Below are 23,426 nucleotides of genomic sequence, written 5' to 3' on the forward strand. Positions count from 1 at the left end.
AAAGTCGCGAGCCGGCGCGATAAGGAGGTCAACGTGCGAGAGCTTCGAGTGATCGGTCTCGAGCCTGATGGATCGCACGTCGTGTGCGCAGATGCCAGTACCGGCGAAAAATTCCGGCTTCCCGCCGATGACAAACTCCGCGCCGCATCCCGCGGGGACATCGCTCGACTCGGCCAGATTGAGATCGAAATGGACAGTCAGCTCAGGCCCCGCGAAATCCAGGCCCGCATCCGTGCCGGCGCCTCCGTCGAACAGGTGGCCGACGAGGCCGGTATCCCCCTGGCGAAGGTGGAGCGGTTCGCGTATCCGGTCCTGCTCGAACGTTCCCGTGCGGCCGAGATGGCGCAGGGCGGACACCCGGTCCGCGACAACGGCCCCGCCGTTCCCACTCTCGCCGAGATCGTCACGCAGGCGTTCCGCGCGCGGGGGCACAACATCGACGACGCCACGTGGGATGCGTGGCGCGACGAGGACAATCACTGGGTCGCCCAGCTGCAGTGGCAGGCCGGTCGGACCACCAACGCGGCGCACTGGCGGTATCAGCCGGACGCGCACGGTGGCACCATCGTCGCGCTCGACGACACCGCGTTCGACCTGATCGATCCCGACTTCGGCCGTCCGCTCCGCGGATTGGCGCCGGTGGCGTCCGACGAGCCGGAGCAGCTCGAACTCGCCGAGTTCCCCACCGAGGTGGAGGTGCCGACGATCGAGCCCGAGGAGATCATCGAGGCCGATGTCACCGAGGAGCTCGCGGACGAGCCCGCCCCGTCCGAGGAACCCGCCGCACCCAAGATCGCCCCGCACCAGACGAACAACAAGGACAAGCGCGGCAAACCCGCCCTCCCGTCCTGGGACGACGTCCTGCTCGGTGTCCGCAGCAGCGGACGCTGACCGTCTGCGCGGTGATCAGGCCGGGAACACGGTCGGGGTCGTACTCTTTCAGGAAGACACCGGAAGAGAGGGATGACCGTGGGGGCCAAGGTATCAACGATCTGGTACGTCGACGTCCCCGACCCTGCGGCTGTGCTGCGCGGCCACCCGGATCCTGATCCGGGCGCGGCGCAGCAGCTCGCCTCCCGCCTCTATCCCGATCTGGTGGCCACCCCCACCGGTCCGGTTCCGCTGGTCGAGGCCGCGCGGCTCGATGCCGCCGGGACCGTGCACATCGGTTCCTACCCCGGTGTCACCGTCGTGTGCGGGCCCGACCTGGCCGTCCCCCGACCGTCGACTCTGCCCGAAACACGCATCCGGCCCACCGAATTCGCGAAGACGTATTACGTGGCGTCCAAGCCCGACATCGCGTGGGGCTCGTTCGCGATGTGGGAGGACGGGCACCTGACGCGGTCGTTCAGCGCGACACCGGTCCACATCCACGAGGACCTCGGTATCCCCCTGGTGTGGGAGAGGCCGTTCTGGGCGGGCGACTTTCCGCTGAAACATCCGGCGGGTGTCCTGCCCGACCCGCAGTCGCTGCCGTTCCACCCGCAGCAGTTCGCCGAGGGCGCCAACCGGGAATGGCTGGGCTTCCGGTACACGGGCGCCCCCGAGGGCACCGAGATCGACCCGAAGACGCTCACCGTGCTCGGTTTCACCGTTCACCCGCCCGGCGAGGGGCCCGAGATCGAGCCTGCCGTCGAGGCGGAACAACCCGCCCCCGCCCCCGCCCCCGCCCCCGGCCCCGGCCCCGGCCCGGTGCCGGCACCCGCTCCGCCGCCGGCTCGCAAGGGCGGACTCCTCCGCCGTTACTTCGGTTTCTGACGACTCCGGCCGGAGTCAGGCGGCGCCGACGAGCAGCGCCGTCCAGCCGGCGACAACCCCGGCCGCGGCCCCGTACACCAGCCACCGCCAGACCGATGCCCGGCGTAGTCGCCACACCGACGGTGCGACCCCGGCCACCACGACGAGTTCGAGGATCACCGCCAGGGCGGGGTTGATCCGCGCGAGCTGCGAGCCGAAGGCCATGACCGCGACCGCCACCACGACCGCGGCGAAGCCCGCCACGAGGAGTCCGGTCGACCACGGTGTCCCCGTCGGCGGCGGAGACGGGGAATGAGGGTGCAGCATTGTCACCGGCCCGTGCGGACGCGCTCGTAGAACGCCATCGCCGCCGCCGTCGCGACATTGAGCGAGTCCGTGCCGGGTGCCATCGGAATGCGGGCACGAATGTCCGTGGCCCGCATGGCGTGTTCGGTGAGGCCGGGGCCTTCCGCGCCGAGCAGCAACGCCACCTTCTCCCCCGTCATCGCCTCGGCCAACGTCACCGCCTCGGGGTTCGGGGTCAACGAGATAAGCTGGAAACCCCGCTCCCGCAACGCGTCCAGGTCGTGCGGCCACTTCGTCACGTGCGCGAACGGAACCCGGAGAACGTGCCCCATCGACACCCGGACCGCCCGGCGGTACAGCGGGTCGGCGCAGCCCTTGCCGAACACCACGGCGTCGACGCCGAGCCCTGCCGCGTTACGGAACATCGAGCCCAGGTTCTCGTGATCGTTGACGCCCTCGAGCACCGCGACCGTCCGGGCGTGCTCGAGCACGTCCGGCAGTTCGAGCGGCGCGGGGCGGCGCGCCGCCGCGAGCACACCCCGGTTGAGGTGGAACCCGACGACCTCGGCCATCACATCCGCCGTCGTCCGGTAGAACGGCACGTCCACGTCCGCGAGGTCGTCCGTGAGTTCCTCCAGCCGCCGATCGACGCCGAGCAGCGCGATCGGGTCGAACCGGGACGTGAGCAGGCGCTGCGCCACCAGCACGCCTTCCGCGATCACCAGACCCTTGCCCTCGGGGAGGTCGGGACGGCGGTCCGAGGAATTGAGATCGCGGAAGTCGTCCAGCCTGGTGTCGGCCGGATCCGTTATGTCGATGACGTGAACCACCGGTCCATCGTGCCGTATGCGGGGCGTCACAGCGTTGACTCCCCTCCACCGAGCGCGAAAGCTCGGAGGAATGAAGCAACTGCAGGGACGCACGGCTCTGGTGACCGGCGCCTCCGGCGGTCTCGGCCGCGTCGTCGCCCGGGCCCTCGCGAGGGAGGGCGTTGCCGTCGCGGTGTCCGGCCGGCGTGCGGACCGCCTCGCGGACATCGTCGGAGAACTGCGTGCGCTGGGTGTGCGTGCCGAGGCCGTGCCCGCGGACCTGGACCGGCTCGGTCAGCTCGATTCGCTGATCGACCGCGCCGAGGCGGCGGTCGGCCCCCTCGACCTGCTGGTGAACAACGCCGGCGTGGAGAACGTCTCGGCCTTCACCCGACTCGACCCCGGCGAGCTCACCGCCATGGTCGACGTGAATCTCACCGCGCCACTACTTCTCACGCGCCGTGTGGTGCCCGGGATGCTGGGCCGCGGTCGCGGTCACGTGGTGTTCATCTCGTCGCTGGCCGCGAAGATCGGTCCGGCGTACTGCGCGCCGTACGCCGCGACGAAGGCCGGATTGATCGGTCTCACCCAGTCGCTGCGCGCGGAGTACGCGGGCTCGCCCGTCGGTTTCTCCGTCGTGTGCCCCGGCTTCATCGCCGGCGACGGCATGTACCAGCGGATGACGGAACGCGGAATCAGGGCCGGCCGGATCACGGGCGAGACCAGCACCGACAAGGTCGCCGCCGCCGTGATCCGGTCGATTCGGCGTGACCGGCCCGAGATCGTCGAGAGCGGAGCGCCGATCCGCCCGCTGCTCGCCCTGTCACAGATCGCGCCGGGACTGGTCGAACGGGCGGCCGCGAGGTTCGGCGCCACCGCGATGTTCCGGCGGTTGAGCGAGGACCGCGGCAGGGTGGAGCCGGACGGTTGACCGCCGGCGGGGTTGTCCGAGTCGCGTATCCGGGGGCCGGCACTCACCTAGGCTCGCGGGCGTGAGTGATTCCACGCCGACGATCGGTTCGCCAGCGGAACTGGCGCGGGCGCTCGACGCCACCGGCTACCTCGCCGACGACGGCGTCGCGATGGCCGCGTTCCTCGCCATCCGTATGGGACGTCCGCTCTTCTGCGAGGGCGAACCCGGCACCGGCAAGACGTCGCTCGCGGCCGCGTTGTCGGAGGCGTTCGGTCTGCCGCTGATCCGCCTGCAATGCCATGAGGGCATCGACGCCGCGCAGGCGCTCTACGACTGGGACTTCCCGCGGCAGTTGCTGCACCTGCGGACGCTGGAGGCGGCGAGCGACGGCATGCTCGAGGCCGACACGGTCGAACGCTCGCTGTACACCGAGCGGTTCCTGCTGGCGCGCCCGTTGCTGCGGGCCCTCACCGAAGCGCCGTGCGTGCTGCTCGTCGACGAGATCGACCGCGCCGACGACGAGTTCGAGGCATTCCTGCTGCAGGTGCTCGACGAGAATGCCGTCACCATCCCCGAACTGGGCGAGGTGCGGGCGGCGACACCACCGCTGGTGGTGCTCACCTCCAACCGCACCCGCGAGGTGCACGACGCCCTCAAACGCCGCTGCCTCTACCACTGGCTCGAACACCCCGATCTGGCGCGGGAGGTCGCGATCCTGCGCCGCCGCATCCCCGGCATCGGGGCCGAACTGGCCGGCCAGGTCGCCCGGGCCGTCCACTCCCTGCGCGAGATGGAACTGCTCAAGCCGCCGGGGGTGGCCGAGTCGCTGGACTGGGCGCGGGCACTGCGGGAACTCGATCGGGACGTGCTGGACGCGGAGACCGCCGCCGCGACGCTCGGCGCGGTCCTCAAGTACCGCGAGGACCTCGAACGGGTGGCCCGGGTTGGACTGGACCGGCTCCTGGCGGGGTGAGAGGCGTGTCCACGACCCCGGACAGCGGCGACCCGCTGGTGGGCATCGCCGGGTTCGCGCACGCCCTCGCGGCGGCGGGACTGTCGGTCGCGTCGGACGCCGTCGCCGCGTTCACGCGAGCCCTCCGCCAGGTGGATGTGGGCGATCCGAGCCAGGTGTACTGGGCGGGTCGCGCGACGCTGTGCCGCGGTCCCGACGACATCCCGCGGTACGACTCGGCGTTCTCGGCCTGGTTCGGCGGTACCGTCCCGGCTCGCACGCCGCGGTCCGGGGAGCAGCCTCGCCGCGCCAATACCGCGGCTCTGACCACGACGGAGGGCGGCGACACCGGTGGCGACGCGCCGCATCTGCGGGTAGCCGCGGACGACACCGAGGTGTTGCGCCACCGCGACATCGCCGACCTCACCGCGGCCGAGCGCGCGCACCTCGCCGAGCTGATCGCCGCCCTGCGCCCGCGGCCCCCGACCCGCCCGGCCATCCGGATGCGCCCGGCCCGCCGGGGCACCGTGGACCCGCGGCGCACCGTGCGGGGCATGCTCGCGGCGGGCGGCGAACCGGTGCGGCCGAGCCACCACCGCAAGGCAACCCGGCCACGCCGGATGGTGCTGCTGATCGACGTGTCCGGATCGATGAGCCCGTACGCCGATGCGCTGCTGCGCTTCGCGCACGTCGTCGCCCGCGGCAACCCCGCAGGAACCGAGGTGTTCTCGCTGGGCACTCGGCTGACGCGGCTCTCGCGGGCACTGCGGGTCCGCGACCCGGAAGTGGCGCTCGCCGCCGCGGGCCGGGCCGTGCCCGACTGGGCGGGCGGCACCCGTCTCGGCGAGACGCTGCGCGCGTTCCTGGACCGCTGGGGCAGGCGGGGCGTGGCGCGCGGCGCCGTCGTGGTGATCTTCTCCGACGGCTGGGAGCGCGGTGACCCGACCCTGCTCGCGGAGCAGATGGCTCAACTGAGCCGGCTCGCCCGCACCGTGCTGTGGGTGAATCCGCACGCCGGCGCGGACGGGTACGAGCCGGTGCAGTCCGGGATCGCGGCCGCGCTGCCGTACGTCGATCGTCTGCTCGCCGGCCACAGTCTCGCGACATTGCAGGAACTGCTCGAGGTCGCGCGCCGAACGTGACCGATCCGGAACCGGTTCCACGATTTCGGGTGTTGGTCGCCCTCCGTCGGCGCAGAGTAGGACGTATCACCTGAGGCTCCCGGCTTTGGAGGCGCGATGCGCATCACTGTCACCGTCGACGGAACTACATACACGGACGAGGTGGAACCGCGACTACTCCTCGTCCACTATCTACGGGATCGGCTCGGCAAGGTCGGCACCGTCATCGGCTGCGACACCGGAAACTGCGGGGCGTGCACCGTTCATCTGAACGGTCACAGCATCAAGTCCTGCTCGGTGCTCGCCGTGCAGGCCGACGGCGGCGACGTCCTCACCGTCGAAGGCCTGTCCCGGAACGGGACGTTGCACCCCGTGCAGCAGGCGTTCCGCGACAATCATGCCCTGCAGTGCGGCTACTGCACCCCCGGCATGATCATGCAGACCCTCGACCTGCTCGCCGAGGAACCCGACCCGGACGAGCGGACGGTGCGGCTGGGGTTGGAAGGCAACCTGTGCCGCTGCACCGGGTATCAGAACATCGTCAGCGCGGTGCAGGATGCGGCGCAGCGGTTGCGCGGCGGCGGCACCACCGAAGCACCGACGGCGGATGCACCGAAGACCGACACCGCGCAGGGAGGTGTGCGATGACCGCCACCGCGGAACCGGAGATCGGGAAGGCCCGCACACGCAAGGAAGACGAACATCTGGTCACGGGCCGCACCCGCTGGACCGACAACCTCGTCCTGCCCGGCATGCAGCACCTGGCGATTCTGCGCAGCCCGTTCGCGCACGCCCGCATCACCGGTGTCGACGCCTCCGCCGCCCGCGAGATGCCCGGGGTCGTCGCGGTCCTCACCGGCGCCGATCTCGCCGACGAGCAGGGCAGCCTGCCGTGTGCCTGGCCGATCACACCGGACATGAAGTCGCCGCCCGCCCCGTCCCTCGCGGTCGACGGCGTCAACTTCGCCGGCGAGGCCGTCGCGGTCGTGGTGGCGCGCAGCGCGTACGAGGCGCACGACGCACTCGAGGTGATCGACGTCGAGTACGACGAACTGCCGGTCGTGCTCGATCTCGCGGGCGCGGCCGCCGACGGCGCCGACCTCGTGCACCCGGATCTCGGGACGAACGTCAGCGCCACCTGGACCTTCGACTCCGCGGAGGCCGGCACGGGCGGCGACGTCGAGCAGGCCATCCGCGACGCGGAGGTACTCGTCGAGCGCACGTTCCGGCAGCAGCGGCTGATCCCGGCGTTCATGGAACCCCGCTCGGTGGTGGTCGACCCGACCGGCGCCCAGATCACCATGTGGTCGGCCACGCAGATTCCCCACATCCTGCGGCTGATGCTGGCGATGACGCTCGACATACCGGAGCACAAACTGCGCGTCGTCGCCCCGGACGTCGGCGGCGGTTTCGGCGGCAAGCTTCAGGTGACGCCGGAGGAAGTCATCGCGCTGCTCGTCGCGCGGCGACTCGGCAAGCCCGTCAAATACACCGAGTCGCGTAGCGAATCGATGGTCGCGGCGCATCACGGGCGCGACCAGATCCAGAAACTGACACTGGCCGCCCGCCGCGACGGCACCGTCACCGGAATGAAGGTCGAACTGCTCGCCGACATGGGCGGGTACCTGCGCCTGGTCACCTCAGGGGTGCCGATCCTGGGCGCGTTCATGTTCAACGGCATCTACAAGTTCCCGGCGTATCACTTCACGTGCACCAACGTCTTCACCAACAAGGTGCCCACCGACGCGTACCGCGGGGCGGGCCGCCCGGAGGCGACGTTCGCGATCGAGCGGATGATGGACGAACTCGCGACCGAGTTGTCGATGGATCCGCTGGAATTGCGGGCGAAGAACTGGATCACCCACGAGGAGTTCCCGTTCGACACCGTCGCGGGCCTGACGTACGACTCCGGTAACTACGAGGCCGCCACCGCGCACGCGCGGGAGTTGTTCGACTACGACGGGCTCCGGCGCGAACAGGCTGAGCGCCGCGAGCGGAAGGATCCGGTGCAACTCGGCATCGGGGTGTCCACGTTCACCGAAATGTGCGGGCTGGCACCGTCGCGCACCCTCGGCGCGCTGGCCTACGGGGCCGGCGGGTGGGAGCACGCGGCGATCCGGATGCTGCCCACCGGCAAGGTCGAGGTGGTCACCGGTTCGTCGGCGCACGGCCAGGGTCACGAGACCGCGTGGAGCCAGGTGGTCGCGGATCAGCTGGGGGTTCCGTTCGAGGACGTCGAGGTGCTGCACGGCGACACCCAGACCTCGCCGCGTGGCATGGACACGTACGGTTCCCGGTCTTTGGCGGTCGGCGCGATCGCCGTCGTGAAGGCCGCCGAGAAGGTGATCGCGAAGGCCAGGCCCATCGCGGCGCACCTGATGGAGTGCGCCGAGGACGATCTCGAGTTCACCGAGGGCCGGTTCCGGGTGAAGGGCACCGAGAAAGCTGTCGGCATCGCCGATGTCGCGCTCGCTGTGTTCGCCGCGCACGACCTGCCCGAGGGTGTGGAACCGAATCTGGACTCCGAGGCCGCGTACGACCCGGAGAACTTCTCGTTCCCGCACGGCACGCACCTGTGCGCGGTGGAGGTGGACACCGAGACCGGGAAGGTCGGCATCCGCTCCTACGTGTGCGTCGACGACATCGGGCACGTGGTCAACCCGCTGATCGTGGAGGGTCAGGTGCACGGCGGACTCGCCCAGGGCATCGCGCAGGCTCTGTACGAGGAGGCGGTGTACGACGAGTCCGGCACCCTCCTGTCGGGTTCGTTCGCCGAATATCACGTGCCGTCGGCGGCGGATCTGCCGACGTTCACCACGGGCCGCACCGAGACACCCGCCACCGGTAATCCGCTCGGCGTCAAGGGGGTCGGTGAAGCGGGGACGATCGCGTCCACCCCGGCCGTCGTCAATGCCGTCCTCGACGCCGTCCGCCAGTTCGGGGTGCGCGACGTCGAGATGCCATGTACGCCGATGCGGGTCTGGAACGCCATCCACACCGCTCAGGGAGGTGCCCGATGATTCCGTCAAGCTTCGACTACGTGTCCCCGACCTCCGTCGAACAGGCGGTGGCCGCGCTCGCCGAGGCCGGGGAGGACGCCAAGATACTCGCGGGCGGCCAGAGCCTGCTACCGGTGCTGCGGCTGCGGTTGTCTTCGCCGAGCACCCTCGTCGACCTGGGCCGAATCGGTGAGTTGCGCGGCGTCCGCGACGACGGAGACAGCCTCGTGATCGGTGCGATGACCACGTACTACGACCTGATCCGCGACCCGCTCGTTCACGAGCACGCGCTGCTGCTCGTCGAGGCCACCCGCACCGTCGCCGATCCGCAGATCCGGCATCGCGGCACGCTGGGTGGCGCTCTGGCGCATGCCGATCCGGCGGGCGACCTCTGCGCCCCCGCACTGGCACTCGACGCCACCCTGACCGCCGTGGGTACCGCGGGCAGGCGGAGAATCCCGGTCGCGGACTTCTTCGAGGGCTACTACACCACCACGCTGCGACCGGACGAGATCCTCGTGGACGTGCGGGTTCCCAAGCACACCGGCTGGGAGGCGCGGTACGAGAAGTTCAACACGGTCGCGGAGGCCTGGTCGATCGTGGCGGTGGCCGCGACGATCCAGGTCGACGGCGGCACGATCCGGCAGGCCCGGGTGGCGCTGACCAACATGGGGGCAGTGCCGGTGCGGGCTCGCGGTGTCGAGGACGCGCTCGTCGGCAATGCCGCCGATCCGGAACTGATCCGGGCGGCGGCCGAACACGCCGCCGAGGGCACCGACCCGATCACCGACGGCAACGCCGACGCCGAGTACCGCAGCCACCTCGCGAGAGTGCTGACCCGGAGGGCGGTGGCGACGGCGGTCGGCGTCTGAACGGTTGCGGCAGCCGTCATGACCGCGGGTCGCGGCTCGCTTCCACGGCCTGCTCGGTGGCGTCGCAGACCACCACGGGGTGTGGTTCGAGAACGTTGTGCAGTTCGAACACCGGAAGGTAGCGGCCCGCATCCGGTCTGCGTACTTTCAGTCGCACTCGTTGGTGCCGCATCAGGTAGAGCGCTGCGCCGATGCCGCTCACCAGGGAGATCGCACCTCCGATCACGAGCGGGGCGCGGGGGTCGAGGACGTCGGCCAGCCATCCCAGAACGGGACTGCCCAGCGGGGTGCCGCCGAGGAAGCAGAGCATGTAGATGCCCATCACCCGGCCGCGCATCTCGGACGGCACGGACATCTGCAGGATGTTCATCGCCGCCGTCGTGAACGTCAGCGTCAGCGCGCCGGTCGGGACGAGCATGATCGCGACCAGCACGTAAGTGGGCATGAGTCCCACCAGGATCTCGAACGCCCCGAACGCGGCCGCGGCGCCGAGGAACGTGCGCAGGCGCGGCGGGGTCTTGCGTTTCGCGGCGATCGTGGCGCCGGCGAGCGTGCCCACGGCGAGGGTGGTCGACAGCAGTCCGTAGGCGTCCGCGCCGCGCTCGAACGTGTTGCGGGCGAGAACGGCGAGACTGATCGGGAAGTTCAGCCCGAACGTCGACACCATGAACACCGCCACCATCAGCACCCGCAGGTCGGTGCGACCCCACACGTAACGGAAACCCTCGCGGACCTGCCCTTTCCCGCGTTCCGCCTGGGGTGCCGTGAACAGTTCGCGGGCGTTCATCATCAGCAGGGCGATCAGCACACCGGTGAACGTGCCCACGTTGAGCAGGAACACCCACCCCGTGCCGATGAGGGTGATCAGCACACCGGAGATCGCCGGGCCGATGATGCGAGCGGTGTTGAACGTCATCGAGTTCAGGGCGATGGCATTGGGCAGCGACTCCTTGCCGACCATCTCGATCGTGAACGACTGCCGCGCCGGCGCGTCGACCGCCGACGCGCAACCCAGCAGAAACGCGATTAGGTAGACGTGCCACAGGGCCACCAGCCCGCCGACGTCCAGCAACCCGAGCACCAGTGCGCACAACGCCATCGACACCTGCGTCGCGATCAGGATGCGCCGCTTGTCGTACCGGTCGGCGAGCACGCCGCCCCACACGGACAGGAACAGGGTCGGACCGAACTGCAGTGCCATCACGATGCCGACCGCGAGTGCATTGCCGTTCGACAACGTCAGGACGAGCCAGTCCTGCGCCACCCGCTGCATCCAGGTTCCGACGAGGGAGACGATCTGCCCCGACGCCCACAGCCGGTAGTTCCGGGTGCGGAGAGCGACGAACATGCCGGTCTTCGGCTGGGCTGAGGCGGTGGACTCGGATTCGCGCGGCACACATCCATCTTGCTCCCGGGCCCCGCGCGCCATCGACCGGCCCTGGGGGACATCGGCGGCCGGATCACTCCGGATGCCGGCTCCGTTCTCCGGCAAGGGGTTTCCCCGTGCCGCGGGGTTCGGGCAGGCGAATGCCGTTGTACGGGTGGGGACTGCAGGCGGCCGTTCGGACTACTCCGAGTCGGCGACGATGGACGTGATGATGCCGACGGCGTCGCGGAGGGTCTTCAGTTGAGCCTCGTCGAGCCCGGACAGCCGCTCGTTCATCCATGCCTCGCGGGCGTGGGTCTCGTCGGCGATCAGCGCGTGACCGGCATCCGACAGCGTGACGATGATCTGCCGTCCGTCGGTGGGATGCGGTGCCCGCTCGACCAGCCCCAGTTCGACCAGCGACGCGATGACCCGGGTCATCGACGGCGGCTGCACCTTCTCACGAGCCGCGAGATTGCCCGGCGTCATGGCGCCGTCGCGGGCAAGGGTGGCCAGAGCCGACAGCTGGGTCAGCGATACCTGGGCGTCGACGCGGCGCCCACGCAGGTGACGCGTGAGGCGCACGACAGCCAGGGAGAGGTCGCTGGCGAGTGCTCGCGTATCCGTGGTCACGGGAATGACAATACGGGACCGATCGGCCGCCGTTTACGTTACTGCGTCGGTGATCGGACCGACCGCGAAGTAGGCCACGAAGAGAAGCGCCACCACCCACATCAACGGGTGAATCTTCTTGATACCACCGCTCGCTGCATTGAGCACGACCCACGACACGAATCCGACGCCGATGCCGTTGGCGATCGAGTACGTGAACGGCATGACGGCGATGGTGAGGAACGCGGGCAACGCGATCGAGAACTGGGTGAAATCGATGTCGCGGACCTGACCGATCATCATCGCGCCCACCACGACCAGTGCCGGCGCGGCGGCCTCGATCGGCACCACCGAATACAGCGGGGTCAGGAACATCGCGGCCAGGAACAGCAGTCCCGTCACCACATTCGCGAGTCCGGTGCGGGCGCCCTCGGCAATTCCCGAGGCGGATTCCACGAACACGGTGTTGGACGACGCCGACGCGCCGCCACCGACGATGGCGCCGGTGCCCTCGACGACCAGGGCCCGTCCGATGTTGGGCAGGTTGCCGTCCTCGTCGGTGAGGCCCGCCTCCTTGCCGAGCCCGGTCATCGTGCCCATGGCGTCGAAGAAGTTGGCGAGCACGAGCGTGAACACCAGCAGGCTGGCCGCGAGTACGCCGATGCGGGTGAACGCGCCGAAGATGCTGACGTCTCCGACGAGGCTGAGATCCGGAAGTTCCGCCAGCACATCGGGTGCGGCCGGGACACTGAGGTTCCAGCCGTAAGGGTTCACGCCCAGCGACGGTCCGACACCGGCGACGGCCTCGATGATCGCGGCCAGCACGGTGGTGACGACGATGCCGATCAGCAGACCGCCGCGCACCTTGCGCACCACCAGGACACCCATCAGCAGCACACCGAACACGAACGTCACGGTCGGCCAGGAGGAGATCGATCCGTTGATGCCCAGGCCGACGGGGACGGTGGTGCCGGCGGCGTCCGGGATGCGCCGAACGAACCCGGCGTCGACGAGACCGATGAACGCGATGAACATGCCGATACCGGCGGCGATGGCGGATTTGAGCTCGGCCGGAATGGCATTGAAGACGGCCGTCCGGAATCCTGTGAGCGCCAACACGACGATGATGACCCCGTCGATCACCACGAGGCCCATCGCCTCGGGCCAGGTGACCTGCGGTGCGATGGTGACGGCGAGAAGACTGTTGATGCCGAGGCCCGCCGCGATCGCGAAGGGATAGTTCGCGACGACCCCGAACACGATGCTCATCAGTCCCGCCACCAGGGCCGTGACCGCGGCCACCTGGTTGACGGGGAGGATGTTGCCGAGGACGTCGGTCTTCGCGACGGCGTCGTCGGCCGAGAAACTACCGAGGATGAGCGGGTTCAGCACCACGATGTATGCCATCGCGACGAACGTCACCACTCCGCCGCGGACCTCCGCGCCTACCGTCGAACCACGCTCGGTGATCTTGAAGTAGTTGTCGAGCAGTTTCGGAGCAGCACCCATTGTTCAGTCCCCATCGCCAGAAGTCGCGCGTCGCCCTTGGAGATTAGGGCACCACGGCGAGGGTAGCGTTCATTCGGTGAACGAATCCGCAGATCGCCCACCCCTCACTCAGCGCCTCGCCGACCCGCGACCTGCGCTGATACTGGGAACGCTGGCGTGGGCGGTCGCGGCCGTCGTGGTGATCGTCACGGGCGACCGGTGGTCGGATGCGCTTCCGACGTGTATAGCGGGGGTCGTCGTCGGATTCCTCGGCTACGGATTGTTCGCGTTGCAGCGGCGGGCGGCCCGGCGCGGCAGCCGCGGGGCACAGCAGGGACTGCTCTAGTGACACAGCAGGGACTGCTCTAGTGACACAGCAGGGACTGCTCTAGTGACACAGCAGGGACTGCTCTAGTGACACAGCAGGGACTGCTCTAGATCTCGCTCGAGGTCAGGGTTCGGCGGGGCCGGGTGCGGGTCAGCAGGATCCAGAAGGCCGCCCACAACGCGCCGAACGCCCACCCGGCGAGGACGTCGGTCATCCAGTGCGCGGCGAGGTAGACGCGCGACAGCCCCACCGCCAGCGTGTACAGCACCAGCAGCACGACCAGCGCGATTCGGACGTACCCCACCAGCACCACCCGGAGGGTCACGGCGACGAGAACGCTCGCGAGGATCGCGGTCATCATCGCGTGCCCGGACGGGAACGAGAACGTCGAGATCTCCACCAGCCGGTCCGGCAGTGGCGGGCGGTGCCGCTCGAACAGGTTCTTGAGCGTGGTCATCACGGCCAGGCCCGACAGCATCGCGCCGGCCACGAGGACGGCTTCGCGCCGACGGTCCCGGAGCAGGAGGGCGATCGTCAGGACGGTGGACACGATCCAGGCCGCGACCGTTCCGCCGCTGTGCGTGACGACGGTGACGACGTCGATCAACCACGGTGCGCGGTCTTCGACGGCACTGTCGAGCACGCTCTGGTCAAACGGCACCGGCGGCGCCCCACGTGCCTTCGGCCCACGACTCGGAGCAGTGGGGGGTTCCCTGCTCGTCCACCCACCACGGGACCGCGATCTCGGTGTCGACGGCGCCCGTGAGCTTCACCGTGAGCCGGGGATGGACGACGACGGGACCGTGCGGCAGGTCGCGGCCGAGTGCGGCGAAGGCGAGCACGGCGGCGGGTTCGCGGTCCCATGAGGATTCACGGCCGGAACCGGTGACGGTGCCGCGGATGGCCGCGGACGCGAGGGGGAGGTCCAGCAGATCGGCGAGAGCCTCGGCGGTGTCCAGGCTTCCCACCACCAGGCGCTCGCGCGGCACCGCGGCGGCCAGCCACGGTGCGTCCAGCACCAGGGCGTCGCCGGGGTCGACGAGTGCGCCCGTCAGGCCGCGCACGTGTTCGGGCAGGTGAAGTTCCTCGAGGTCGAGAAGATGGGCGGCCGCGGCGGCCGCGAGCAGGCTGTGCGCCCGCGCGATCACCGCCGGGCTCGGTTCGCGGTCCGGATCGGCCAGTCGATCCAGGAGGAGCTGCGCGAGTTCGGGAGAGTCGACCGTCGACGGCGCCAGGGCCGCCGTGAACACGGCGGATTCCGGGTGCTCGACGGGGTCGAACAGTCCGGCGAACGTCTCGTCGGCGGGATCGCGGAGCAGACCGAGCACCTGACGGTCCAACTCGGCGTTGTGACGCAGCCACCAGGCCGTGTACCCGGCGCGGTCGGCGAGCAGCGGACGCGTCGACGGGTCCCGGGCGAGCATCGTCAGCGCCTGCGGCCAGCGGTCCTCGTCCACCAGGTCCAGGTCGCGCACCGCCCCGATCTCGTCGGGGTCGTCGTCGAGCGTGTCCCACCAGCGGTCCTCGTCGTCGAGGTCGTGATCGGGGCCAGTGGGGAGTTCGGTGCGCAGCACGGTGAAACCCCAGCCGACACCCACGGCGCGGAGGGCGTCCTCCCCGACCCGCTCGGCGAACGCGGCGTCGACGCACGTGAACGGTGAGTCGTCCACCAGGACGTCGGCGAGAGGCGCACCGGGCAACAGCAATTCGTCCGCCCCGCGCAACTCCCCGTCGGCATCCGGGAGGGGCAGCTGGCCGAGCCACGACGGCAGGGTGCCGGGGTCGACGCGCCCGGCGAGTGCGAGCACCGCGGTCGACAGTTCTTCTGCCGCCGCCGCGTCGTCGGGGTCGAGGTCCTCGATCTCGGCCCGCAACGCCGGATCCGAGAGCAGGTCGACGGCCGTGGCGGTCTTCGCGCCGAGCCGCGACAGCAGCGGGTGCGCGGCATCCGGGTGGACGAGCCGCGTCCAGTCGACCCCCAGGACTCCGTCGATGTCGTGCCCCAGCAACACCGTTCGCGGACCGGTCACCGTGCGGCCGTCGGACAGCGGAACCGGGATCGACGCCAGTTCCTCCGCCGCGAGGGCGTCGACGGCCAGCGGTTCGAGCGCCGCGTACAGGCGCTGCCACCAGGATGGTGTCCGCTCGATGCCACTGAGAAGTTCGGTGAGGCGCGCCAGGCCGAGGCGGTGGGCGTCGACGGCGGCCAGCGCGGGCGCCCAGCGCGGCCCGGACAGATCCGGGACGACGAGCCCGTCGACGATCTCGGTGAGGAGTTCGGCGAGTTCCTCGGTGAGCCCGGGGACCACGGAAGCCCGAACCGGGGCCTTGTTCGTACCGCCGACAGTCGGCAGCCAGGGCTGCTCCCGCAGTTCGGTGACGAGATGGTCCCGCAACGCCGAGTCCACCTCGCTGCGTGCGAACGCGGGAACGGGAACCAGCGACAGTCGCTGCTCGGGCGGCACCGCGGCCACGAACTGGGCGTATCCGGACGCCAACTCGGCGGTCGACGCGCCGGGCAGGATGCGCCTGCGGTCGGGTTGCATGGCGATGTCCGCGACGAGGATCGCGGGTATCGACAGTTCCTCGTCCGACCGTGTGGGGGCGCGCAGGACGTCCTCCGTCACGGGTGAGACGACGCCGTCGCGCACCGGGACGAGCCAGCGTGCCCGCCCGGACTCGTACTGCCACCAGCGGTCGTCGCCGATCGCGACCTCGGTCAACCCGGAATCGAGTGGTCGTTCGCGTCGACGGAACTGCTTGTCGCCCACGGTGATCGAGACGAGTGCCGGGAGTTCGAGCAGGAGGTCGGGTGCCTCGCGGGCCATGTAGGCGAGCAGCAACTCACCGTCCACGTCCTCGCGCAACGTCAATACGACTTCCGATGCCGCACCTGCGGCCGGGCGGTTCTCCGTCGGCCACGCCAGCCGCAGGGCGGGCACGTCCGCTCCCGGGTCCGCACCGTCGAGTTCCCGGAGTTCCGACCTCGTCCGTTCCCCGGAGAACAGCACCGAACCGGACGTCGACCGCAGTTCGACCTCGTCGCTGACCGACAGCACCGCCGTGAAGCCGACGCCGTAGCGGCCGACGGTCGTCCCGGACTTGTTCGACGCCCGCAACGCGACGAGCGCCTGGACTCCGGGCTCGTCCAGCGGGGTGCCCGTGTTGGACACGCTCAGGACGCGGCCGTCGAGTTGCACGGACAGCTCACCGGGTACTTCGGCGCGGGCGGCGGCGTCGGCGGCGTTCTGCGCGAGCTCGGTGAGGAGCCGGTCGCGGTAGCCGGCGCGCGCCAGATCGGATTCGGCTGCCGCGTCCTCCCGCAGACGGGTCGGGGACGTTCGCCACGCCAGAAGCGTCGAATCCCTCAGGGCGGCGGTGCCGAAAGGATCGGCTAGCTGGTCGATGCGGATTCCTCGGCCTCGGTGACCTCGGCAACGGCTTCGGGCTCGGGCCGCGACTCGGATTCGGCCTCGGTGTCCGTCTCGGCGACGGCTCGCTCGACGACCTCGACGGCGCCGTCGTCGTAGGCGTCGAATTGCGGCGAACCGGCACCCGAAGGCAGCAGGGTGTCGGAGTGGGCACCGCAACCGTAGGTCGCGTCGACCACGTGCCCGTCGGCGGCCATCTCGTTGCCGCACACCCCGAACGACGCGTGCAGCGAACCGGCGAGCGGGAGGTAGAAGCCGCACAGCCCGCACGTCGACGGCGCGGCCTTGGCCATCTCGGAATCGGGGCCGTAGTCGCCGTCGTGCCAGCGTTCGGCAGCGTCGACGCGACCTTCGAGGCTCATCACCTGCTTGCGGCCCAGGCCGAGTTCGAGGGCGGTCTCGTCGATCTCGGGGTCACCCGTCGCCATATAGCCCGGGACCAGGCGGGGGTCACCGGCCGGCGGTGCCAGCAGATCGCCCGCGGACAGGTCGCCGGGGCGGATGCGCTGGTCCCACGGGATCCATTCGGGTGCGACCAGCGCATCGGGTCCGGGGAGGAGGGCGAGTTCGCTGACGGTGGCATGGTCCGCTTCGGGATCGGCAGCCACCACCACCGCCCACTGCCAGCCCCGGTAGCCCGGAAGGTCCGCAACGAAACGGTGAGTCGCGGCGCACGCGTCCTCGGACGTGACGCCCAGGTAGTCGCCGACTCCCCCTTCCTGCAGTTCGACCAAGGCGGTTCGGGCGAGCTCGACGGCGTCGGTCAGTACGGGACGCGCCACTGCGCGCTCGTCGGAAGAAGCAACACTCACACCACCAGTTTGCCGCACCACCGCAAGTGCGTGCCCACCTGGGCTGTCATGCTGGTCCGATGACCGGCCGGAGGCACCTCGTCCCAGCCCTGCTCGCGGTGGCGTGGATGGTCACCGCGTGCTCCCCGGAGAGTCCCGTGGCGGCGGGCGCGTCCGACGCGGACCTTCACGTGGAGATCGTCCGCACCCTCGACCACGACCCGAATGCGTTCACCCAGGGACTCGAGATCGACGGCACCGAGTTGCTCGAGGGCACCGGCCGGCCCGGCGAGTCCTGGGTGCAGGCCACCGACCTCGACAGCGGCACCGTCCGGATGCGTACCGAATTGCCGTCTCCCCTGTTCGGCGAGGGCATCACGGTGAGCGGCGACACGATCTGGCAGCTGACGTGGCGTGACGGGGTGGCCGTCGCCCGGGATCGCGCGACACTCGCCGAACAGCGGAGGGTCCCGTTCGACGGCGAAGGGTGGGGCATCTGCGCAGTGCCCGACGCGCTCGTCACCAGTGACGGCTCACCCACCGTCACGTTCCGCGACCCGGTCACGTTCGAACCCCGGCGCACCGTGCAGGCGGTGCAGGACGGAAGCCCGCTGGCCGGCCTCAACGAACTCGAATGCGCGGACGACGGTGCGATCTACGCGAACGTCTGGACCACCGACACCCTCGTCCGCATCGATCCCTCGGACGGGCGGGTCACCGCGGAGATCGACGCCTCCGCCGTCCGCGACGCCCTTCCGCCCGGCCCGCGGGACGTCGACGTCCTCAACGGCATCGCCCAGATCCCGGGAACGGACCGTTTCCTCATCACCGGAAAGTACTGGCCGCGCATGTTCGAGGTGCGGTTCGTTCCCTGACAGGCCGATCTGACCAGCATTGGCCGGGGTTGCTGTGGTCGCATGTCTCCCGACTAGGACAGAATTAGGGAGTGACCGGACCGCGCGAACCCTACGAGCCTGACGGCGGTCGGGCTCCTGACGAGAATTCCGGGCCCCCCGTTCATCCCGGCTACGACAAATACCCGCCCGCCTCACGTTCGGGAGGTCGACGCACACCGCTCCCACCCCTCCATCCGGTCGGCGGCGGGCAGCGTCCCCGTTCCGACGAGGAGCGGGCCGACGCCCCCAAGGCGCCGCCGATGCCGCGCAAACTCACCGTCACCCGGGTCGCGGCGATGCGCAGCCGGGAACTCACCAACAAGGGCATCGCGACGTTCCATCGCGCGGCCAAGGCGGACGGTGCGGACAAGTCGGGGCTCACCGCGCTCACCTACGCGGTGATGGCCAACAACGCGACCGACGCGGCCATTGCCGTCGCCCTGGCGAACACACTGTTCTTCTCGGCCGCGACGGGCGAGGACAAGACGAAGGTCGCGCTGTACCTTCTGATCACCATCGCCCCGTTCGCCGTCATCGCTCCGCTGATCGGTCCGATGCTCGACCGGCTTCAGCACGGCCGTCGCGTCGCACTGGCCACGTCGTTCGGTCTCCGGACGATCCTGGCGATCGTCCTCGTCTTCAACTTCGACAGCTGGGTGCTGTATCCGGCCGCGCTCGGAATGATGGTGCTCAGCAAGTCCTTCTCGGTGCTCAAGAGCGCGGTCACACCACGTGTGCTGCCACCGGAGATCGACCTGGTGCGAGTCAACTCCCGGCTCACCGTATTCGGACTGCTCGGCGGAACCATCGGTGCCGGCGCCCTCGCGGGTGGTCTCGCCATGGCCACCGGATCCGTCGGCGCGCTGTGGCTGGCGGCGGTCATCACCGCCCTCGGCGCGTACCTCAGCATGCGGATCCCGTCGTGGGTGGAGGTCACCGAGGGCGAGGTCCCCGCCACCCTCACGTACCACGGCGACGAGCACCCCACCGAGGTGCTGGGACGCACCCGCGTGCCGCAACCCGAGGCCGCGGCCACGGCGAAATCCGGTAAACGCAGGCAACCGCTGGGCCGCGCGGTCATCACCGGGTTGTGGGGCAACAGCACCATCCGCGTGCTCACCGGGTTCCTCACGCTGTACATCGCGTTCGTCGCGAAGTCGAGGACCGACCACGAGCCGCTGGTGCAGGCCGCGATGCTCGGTCTGGTCGGCGCCGCCGCCGGCATCGGCAACTTCACCGGCAACGCCGCGGGCGCCCGGATCAAGCTCGGCCGTCCCGCCCTCATCGTGCTGCGCTGCACGGGTGCCGTGTGGGTCATCGCCGTCCTCGCCGCGATCACCGATAACCTGCTGACCGCCGCCCTGGCCACCCTCGTCGCGTCGGCGGCCAGCGCCCTGGCCAAGGTGTCGCTGGACGCGTCGTTGCAGCACGACCTGCCCGAGGAATCGATCGCGTCCGGATTCGGTAGATCGGAGACGGTTCTACAGCTGAGCTGGGTCGTGGGTGGCGCGCTGGGCGTCCTGCTGCCCACTGAATACTGGATCGGGTTCTCCGTCGTCTCTGCCGTCATGACCATCGGGATCGTCCAGACCGTCCTCACGTACCGCGGGAGCACCCTCCTGCCCGGGCTCGGTGGAAAACGTCCCGACCTGGCCGAACAAGAAGTGTCCGAGCCCCACTCGACCCACCGGGCCGACCGATCGACAGGAAATGTGAAGTAAGTGAGAATGCAGGCGCGAACCAAGAAGATCCTGGCACTGATTGCGGTGGGCCTGATGGTGGTCCTGGTGGCCTTCGTCGGAGTCCTGTACGCGCTCATCCGCAATTCCTCGCCCCGCCTGCCCGAGATCACCGCCTTCGCGCACAACCGGGCCGAGCAGATCCCCCCGCTGGCGTACTGCAACCTGTATCTCGAGGACTGCACGACCGGCGACCTCGCCGAACTCGACGTGCCCCCCGGCTCCTCGCTGCAGCTGTCGCTGCCGCAGGAGATCGTCGATGCACCGTGGCGCATGCTCGTCGTGTACCAGGACGCATCGGGGCAGGTCGTCGTCCAGCAACAGGCCCACCGTGCCGGTGAGACCCGCGCCGTGACCGTGCCCTCCTCGGAGGACCTGCAGCTGGCCGGCGTCGAGATCCAGCTCCCGTCCGCCGTCACCGACGAGCAGGGGCTCACGCAGGCCCGGGCCGCCTGGTCGATCAAGACCGCCTAGAACGACCCGCTCACGACGAGAAGGCCCCCGCGCCGAAGCGCAGGGGCCTTCTCGTCGTTCGTCGAATCAGCTGTCGAGCTCGCGCGCGACGGCGCGGACCACCTCGGAGATGCGCTGGGCGGTCTTGCGGTCCGGGTACTTGCCCTTGCGCAGGTCGGGCTGGACCTTCGCCTCGAGCAGCGTGATCATGTCCTCGACCATGCCGTGGAGTTCGTCCGGCGTGTGCTTCTTGGCGGACGGCTCCTTGCGCGCGGCGTTCTGACGCAGCGACGGCGCCGGGTCGAGCACCTTCAGGCTCAGAGCCTGGGGGCCGCGTCGACCGGCGGCCATGCCGAACTCGACACGCTGGCCGGCCTTGAGGCCCTCGACGCCCTCGGGAAGAGCGGACGAACGCACATAGACGTCCTCCCCTTCTTCCTGCGACAGAAAGCCGAAGCCCTTTTCGACGTCGTACCACTTCACCTTGCCGGTCGGCACCGCGTTCACCCGCTCATCACTTGGAGTGCAGTTGGTTGCACTTGGTATGCAAAACAGCGCGCCCCACCTCTGGTGCGGGACGCGCAGTGCCCACAGTCTACCTTGGACAGACCCCCTCCGGCATCCGGGTTTCCAGGCACTATCGTTGCTGGTGTGGCCCACGAACCGACTCCTTCGAGCACTCCTCAGACACCCCGGAGGGGCGACGGACTCCTGCGCGTCGCACTCGCCCTCTTCGCGATCGGCTTCGTCGCGATCGTGGCGATCTTCCTGACCCCGGTGCTCTCCGATTCCGAACCGGGCCTCGTTCTCTATCTCATCGCCTTGGCGTGCCCGATCGGCTTCCTTCTCGGAATCGTCGCGGCACTGAGGCAGGGCCGACGCTCGCGCTGACACATCCGACCACCGACCGATGGGACGATCATGAGAATTCTGCTCAACATCATCTGGCTGATCTTCGGCGGTCTGTGGCTGGCGCTGGGGTACTTCGTCGCCGGAATCCTCTGCTGCATCCTGATCATTACGATCCCGTTCGGCATCGCGTCGTTCCGGGTCGGCGTCTACGCACTGTGGCCGTTCGGCAAGACGGTGGTCGACAAGCCGACGGCCGGTGTGGCCTCGCTGATCGGCAACGTCATCTGGTTCGTCATCGCTGGTCTGTGGCTCGCGATCGGGCACGTCGTGACGGCGATCGCCATGGCGATCACGATCATCGGCATCCCGCTCGCGGTCGCAAATCTCAAGATGATCCCCATCTCGCTCATGCCCCTCGGCAAGGACATCGTCGACGCTCCCCAGTGATGTGAGCTTCCTCACATAACGGCTCGGTAACGGAAGGGCAACGGCTCGGCGATACGGACGTCTTGTCGCCACTAGCTGGGAAGAGTCCCTGCGCGCCCAATGAGGCCCCGCAACAGGCGAAGACACTCCGCGTTATCAAATGGTGACACTGCGGCCTCGGACCGTTACCGTCGTCACCGGCCGAGGAAACATCGGCCACATCCGGCCCGCCGCGCCAAACCTCGTCCCGCGGGTACCGGAGTCCCGACGAAGCATTCCAGGGACGAGGACGGGGGACCCACAGTCCTCCAGGGAACGCAAGTTCTCAGACGGACACCGGCCCGAATGTGCCTCGCACACTCGGATCTTGGGGTGAAGCCAGACCCTCTCCAGCCAGGAGAGGCGAGGCCGGGCGACCTCTCAGCCCGAACCCGACAGCTGACCTCGCAGGCGCGTGTGGAGAGGATCTCGACCACTATGAGCGGACGCCATCGCAAGCCCACCACCACCGGCCGCACCGTCGCCAAGGTCGCCGTCACCGGCGCCATCATGGGCGTCGCCGGAGCAGCCTTCTCGGGCACCGCGAACGCGGCACCCGACTCCGACTGGGACCGCCTCGCGCAGTGCGAGTCCGGCGGAAACTGGGGAATCAACACCGGAAACGGCTTCCAGGGCGGACTCCAGTTCTCCCCGAGCACCTGGAACGCACACGGTGGAACCCAGTACGCGGCCACCGCCAACCAGGCCTCGCGTGAAGAGCAGATCGTCGTCGCCGAGAAGGTCCTCGACTCCCAGGGCTGGGGCGCTTGGCCGTCCTGCTCCTCGAGCCTCGGCCTGAGCAGCGCACCCACCCAGCGCACCGCCCCCGCAACCGTGCCCGAGGCCCCCGCGGCGCCGGCACTCCCCGACCTCACGGGCGGCGTCCCCAGCACCAACGGCACTTCGCAGTACGCCGGTGCCGTCGACAGCGCGATCGAGGCCGTCAAGGCTCAGGGCATCGCGATCGATCCCCAGATCCTGCAGCTCATCGACGCGAACAAGGGACTGCTCCCGCAGTAATCCCCCGCAATTCATAGAAGAGGGGCCCTGCACCGATCCGGTGCAGGGCCCCTCTTCTGTCGTCGGGTCAGCGGTTGATCACGGTGTGCGGATGCGCGTACGGCAGTGAGTCCGCCGGCAGCGGGAACTCGGTATCCTCGCCGAACGGGGACAATCCGCCCGCACGGCTCGACGACAGTTCGGTCACGGCGCTATCTCCATCGGCGGTTTCGGGCCACCCTGGATCCACGTACTGCTTCTTCGAATTGTTAGCCACGGTGCCATTTTGACAGGAGC

Annotated in this window: 25 protein-coding genes and 1 riboswitch; of the genes, 15 read left to right on the forward strand and 10 right to left on the reverse strand. The window is 69.4% G+C overall.

Annotation, left to right across the window (positions count from 1 at the left end; all coding sequences use genetic code 11):
• The first annotated feature begins 33 nt into the window (after positions 1 to 33).
• Positions 34 to 891: a septation protein SepH gene (gene sepH, locus GO592_RS24705; RefSeq protein WP_039951674.1), complete on the forward strand. Its 858-nt coding sequence runs from the start codon at positions 34 to 36 to the stop codon at positions 889 to 891.
• A gap of 72 nt (positions 892 to 963) precedes the next feature.
• Positions 964 to 1,758 (forward strand): DUF6928 family protein, encoded by a 795-nt coding sequence (locus GO592_RS24710; protein ID WP_202714994.1) that lies wholly within the window; start codon positions 964 to 966, stop codon positions 1,756 to 1,758.
• Between the two features lie 15 nt (positions 1,759 to 1,773).
• On the opposite strand, the gene GO592_RS24715 is transcribed toward GO592_RS24710, so the two are convergent.
• A complete protein-coding gene (locus GO592_RS24715; protein WP_039952940.1) occupies positions 1,774 to 2,064 on the reverse strand; it encodes a DUF2537 domain-containing protein in 291 nt (96 codons plus the stop codon).
• Positions 2,065 to 2,066: 2 nt separating this feature from the next.
• The gene (locus GO592_RS24720) at positions 2,067 to 2,873 is read right to left on the reverse strand and encodes a TrmH family RNA methyltransferase (protein WP_007301148.1); all 807 of its coding nucleotides are present in this window, start codon (positions 2,871 to 2,873) and stop codon (positions 2,067 to 2,069) included.
• Positions 2,874 to 2,943: 70 nt separating this feature from the next.
• Here GO592_RS24720 and GO592_RS24725 point away from each other — a divergent pair, with 70 nt between their 5' ends.
• The 6 genes from GO592_RS24725 to GO592_RS24750 all read left to right on the forward strand — a co-directional run bounded on the left by GO592_RS24725 (position 2,944) and on the right by GO592_RS24750 (position 9,709).
• The gene (locus tag GO592_RS24725) at positions 2,944 to 3,783 is read left to right on the forward strand and encodes an SDR family NAD(P)-dependent oxidoreductase (RefSeq protein WP_005255300.1); all 840 of its coding nucleotides are present in this window, start codon (positions 2,944 to 2,946) and stop codon (positions 3,781 to 3,783) included.
• A gap of 61 nt (positions 3,784 to 3,844) precedes the next feature.
• Complete coding sequence (locus GO592_RS24730; RefSeq protein ID WP_007301147.1) at positions 3,845 to 4,738, forward strand: AAA family ATPase; 894 nt, start codon at positions 3,845 to 3,847, stop codon at positions 4,736 to 4,738.
• 5 nt (positions 4,739 to 4,743) lie between these two features.
• On the forward strand, positions 4,744 to 5,859 hold the full coding sequence (locus GO592_RS24735) for a vWA domain-containing protein (RefSeq protein WP_007301146.1): 1,116 nt from the start codon (positions 4,744 to 4,746) through the stop codon (positions 5,857 to 5,859).
• A 96-nt stretch (positions 5,860 to 5,955) separates the two neighbouring features.
• Complete coding sequence (locus GO592_RS24740; RefSeq protein ID WP_007301145.1) at positions 5,956 to 6,486, forward strand: (2Fe-2S)-binding protein; 531 nt, start codon at positions 5,956 to 5,958, stop codon at positions 6,484 to 6,486.
• Positions 6,483 to 8,858 (forward strand): xanthine dehydrogenase family protein molybdopterin-binding subunit, encoded by a 2,376-nt coding sequence (locus tag GO592_RS24745; RefSeq protein ID WP_007301144.1) that lies wholly within the window; start codon positions 6,483 to 6,485, stop codon positions 8,856 to 8,858. The genes GO592_RS24740 and GO592_RS24745 overlap by 4 nt, the downstream gene beginning before the upstream one ends.
• Positions 8,855 to 9,709: an FAD binding domain-containing protein gene (locus GO592_RS24750; RefSeq protein WP_007301143.1), complete on the forward strand. Its 855-nt coding sequence runs from the start codon at positions 8,855 to 8,857 to the stop codon at positions 9,707 to 9,709. Before GO592_RS24745 ends, GO592_RS24750 begins: the two co-directional genes overlap by 4 nt.
• A 16-nt stretch (positions 9,710 to 9,725) precedes the next feature.
• Here GO592_RS24750 and GO592_RS24755 read toward each other — a convergent pair whose 3' ends face one another.
• From GO592_RS24755 to GO592_RS24765, 3 genes are all read right to left on the reverse strand, one after another.
• On the reverse strand, positions 9,726 to 11,057 hold the full coding sequence (locus tag GO592_RS24755; RefSeq protein ID WP_039952965.1) for an MFS transporter: 1,332 nt from the start codon (positions 11,055 to 11,057) through the stop codon (positions 9,726 to 9,728).
• A 219-nt stretch (positions 11,058 to 11,276) separates the two neighbouring features.
• Positions 11,277 to 11,708 carry a MarR family winged helix-turn-helix transcriptional regulator gene (locus GO592_RS24760; protein WP_005244136.1) on the reverse strand — a complete coding sequence of 144 codons (432 nt, stop codon included), beginning with the start codon at positions 11,706 to 11,708 and terminating at the stop codon, positions 11,277 to 11,279.
• A gap of 33 nt (positions 11,709 to 11,741) precedes the next feature.
• Entirely contained in the window at positions 11,742 to 13,196 is a 1,455-nt protein-coding gene (locus GO592_RS24765; protein WP_005255290.1) for an NCS2 family permease, read from the reverse strand.
• Positions 13,197 to 13,272: 76 nt separating this feature from the next.
• On the opposite strand from GO592_RS24765, the gene GO592_RS24770 reads away from it, so the two are divergent.
• Positions 13,273 to 13,521 (forward strand): DUF2530 domain-containing protein, encoded by a 249-nt coding sequence (locus GO592_RS24770; RefSeq protein WP_005244138.1) that lies wholly within the window; start codon positions 13,273 to 13,275, stop codon positions 13,519 to 13,521.
• Between the two features lie 88 nt (positions 13,522 to 13,609).
• Here GO592_RS24770 and GO592_RS24775 read toward each other — a convergent pair whose 3' ends face one another.
• The 3 genes from GO592_RS24775 to GO592_RS24785 are packed head-to-tail and all read right to left on the reverse strand — an operon-like array spanning position 13,610 to position 17,767.
• Positions 13,610 to 14,164 (reverse strand): phosphatase PAP2 family protein, encoded by a 555-nt coding sequence (locus tag GO592_RS24775; protein ID WP_007301141.1) that lies wholly within the window; start codon positions 14,162 to 14,164, stop codon positions 13,610 to 13,612.
• On the reverse strand, positions 14,154 to 16,874 hold the full coding sequence (locus GO592_RS24780; protein ID WP_050998712.1) for a sacsin N-terminal ATP-binding-like domain-containing protein: 2,721 nt from the start codon (positions 16,872 to 16,874) through the stop codon (positions 14,154 to 14,156). The genes GO592_RS24775 and GO592_RS24780 overlap by 11 nt, the downstream gene beginning before the upstream one ends.
• Positions 16,875 to 16,897: 23 nt before the next feature.
• On the reverse strand, positions 16,898 to 17,767 hold the full coding sequence (locus GO592_RS24785; protein WP_039952938.1) for a DUF3027 domain-containing protein: 870 nt from the start codon (positions 17,765 to 17,767) through the stop codon (positions 16,898 to 16,900).
• Positions 17,768 to 17,805: 38 nt separating this feature from the next.
• Between GO592_RS24785 and GO592_RS24790 the strand changes: the two genes are divergently transcribed.
• The 3 genes from GO592_RS24790 (at position 17,806) to GO592_RS24800 (ending at position 20,834) form a co-directional block, all read left to right on the forward strand.
• Entirely contained in the window at positions 17,806 to 18,600 is a 795-nt protein-coding gene (locus tag GO592_RS24790) for a glutaminyl-peptide cyclotransferase (RefSeq protein ID WP_007301138.1), read from the forward strand.
• Positions 18,601 to 18,671: 71 nt separating this feature from the next.
• Positions 18,672 to 20,342 (forward strand): MFS transporter, encoded by a 1,671-nt coding sequence (locus GO592_RS24795; protein WP_039952937.1) that lies wholly within the window; start codon positions 18,672 to 18,674, stop codon positions 20,340 to 20,342.
• Positions 20,343 to 20,348: 6 nt separating this feature from the next.
• The gene (locus GO592_RS24800; RefSeq protein ID WP_007301136.1) at positions 20,349 to 20,834 is read left to right on the forward strand and encodes a DUF2771 domain-containing protein; all 486 of its coding nucleotides are present in this window, start codon (positions 20,349 to 20,351) and stop codon (positions 20,832 to 20,834) included.
• Between the two features lie 66 nt (positions 20,835 to 20,900).
• On the opposite strand, the gene GO592_RS24805 is transcribed toward GO592_RS24800, so the two are convergent.
• Complete coding sequence (locus GO592_RS24805; RefSeq protein WP_005255275.1) at positions 20,901 to 21,311, reverse strand: cold-shock protein; 411 nt, start codon at positions 21,309 to 21,311, stop codon at positions 20,901 to 20,903.
• Positions 21,312 to 21,464: 153 nt separating this feature from the next.
• On the opposite strand from GO592_RS24805, the gene GO592_RS24810 reads away from it, so the two are divergent.
• From GO592_RS24810 to GO592_RS24820, 3 genes are all read left to right on the forward strand, one after another.
• Positions 21,465 to 21,704 carry a hypothetical protein gene (locus tag GO592_RS24810; RefSeq protein ID WP_005255274.1) on the forward strand — a complete coding sequence of 80 codons (240 nt, stop codon included), beginning with the start codon at positions 21,465 to 21,467 and terminating at the stop codon, positions 21,702 to 21,704.
• Between the two features lie 30 nt (positions 21,705 to 21,734).
• Positions 21,735 to 22,112 carry a YccF domain-containing protein gene (locus tag GO592_RS24815; RefSeq protein ID WP_005244158.1) on the forward strand — a complete coding sequence of 126 codons (378 nt, stop codon included), beginning with the start codon at positions 21,735 to 21,737 and terminating at the stop codon, positions 22,110 to 22,112.
• 234 nt (positions 22,113 to 22,346) lie between these two features.
• Positions 22,347 to 22,560: riboswitch (cyclic di-AMP (ydaO/yuaA leader) on the forward strand.
• 8 nt (positions 22,561 to 22,568) lie between these two features.
• Positions 22,569 to 23,150, forward strand: coding sequence for a transglycosylase family protein (locus GO592_RS24820; protein WP_005570332.1), 582 nt, complete (start codon positions 22,569 to 22,571; stop codon positions 23,148 to 23,150).
• Positions 23,151 to 23,217: 67 nt separating this feature from the next.
• On the opposite strand, the gene GO592_RS24825 is transcribed toward GO592_RS24820, so the two are convergent.
• The gene (locus tag GO592_RS24825) at positions 23,218 to 23,406 is read right to left on the reverse strand and encodes a hypothetical protein (protein WP_025431899.1); all 189 of its coding nucleotides are present in this window, start codon (positions 23,404 to 23,406) and stop codon (positions 23,218 to 23,220) included.
• Positions 23,407 to 23,426: the final 20 nt, after the last annotated feature.

Source organism: Rhodococcus sp. 21391 (assembly GCF_016772255.1).
Classification (GTDB): Bacteria; Actinomycetota; Actinomycetes; order Mycobacteriales; family Mycobacteriaceae; genus Rhodococcus_F; species Rhodococcus_F opacus.

Bases quoted from the DNA above. Each gene is read 5' to 3' on its own strand.
- GO592_RS24710 (WP_202714994.1), top strand. From the start codon at position 964: ATGACCGTGGGGGCCAAGGTATCAACGATCTGGTACGTCGACGTCCCC.
- GO592_RS24715 (WP_039952940.1), bottom strand. From the start codon at position 2,064: ATGCTGCACCCTCATTCCCCGTCTCCGCCGCCGACGGGGACACCGTGG.
- GO592_RS24725 (WP_005255300.1), top strand. From the start codon at position 2,944: ATGAAGCAACTGCAGGGACGCACGGCTCTGGTGACCGGCGCCTCCGGC.
- GO592_RS24740 (WP_007301145.1), top strand. From the start codon at position 5,956: ATGCGCATCACTGTCACCGTCGACGGAACTACATACACGGACGAGGTG.
- GO592_RS24745 (WP_007301144.1), top strand. From the start codon at position 6,483: ATGACCGCCACCGCGGAACCGGAGATCGGGAAGGCCCGCACACGCAAG.
- GO592_RS24750 (WP_007301143.1), top strand. From the start codon at position 8,855: ATGATTCCGTCAAGCTTCGACTACGTGTCCCCGACCTCCGTCGAACAG.
- GO592_RS24755 (WP_039952965.1), bottom strand. From the start codon at position 11,057: ATGTTCGTCGCTCTCCGCACCCGGAACTACCGGCTGTGGGCGTCGGGG.
- GO592_RS24765 (WP_005255290.1), bottom strand. From the start codon at position 13,196: ATGGGTGCTGCTCCGAAACTGCTCGACAACTACTTCAAGATCACCGAG.
- GO592_RS24790 (WP_007301138.1), top strand. From the start codon at position 17,806: ATGACCGGCCGGAGGCACCTCGTCCCAGCCCTGCTCGCGGTGGCGTGG.
- GO592_RS24800 (WP_007301136.1), top strand. From the start codon at position 20,349: ATGCAGGCGCGAACCAAGAAGATCCTGGCACTGATTGCGGTGGGCCTG.
- GO592_RS24815 (WP_005244158.1), top strand. From the start codon at position 21,735: ATGAGAATTCTGCTCAACATCATCTGGCTGATCTTCGGCGGTCTGTGG.
- GO592_RS24820 (WP_005570332.1), top strand. From the start codon at position 22,569: ATGAGCGGACGCCATCGCAAGCCCACCACCACCGGCCGCACCGTCGCC.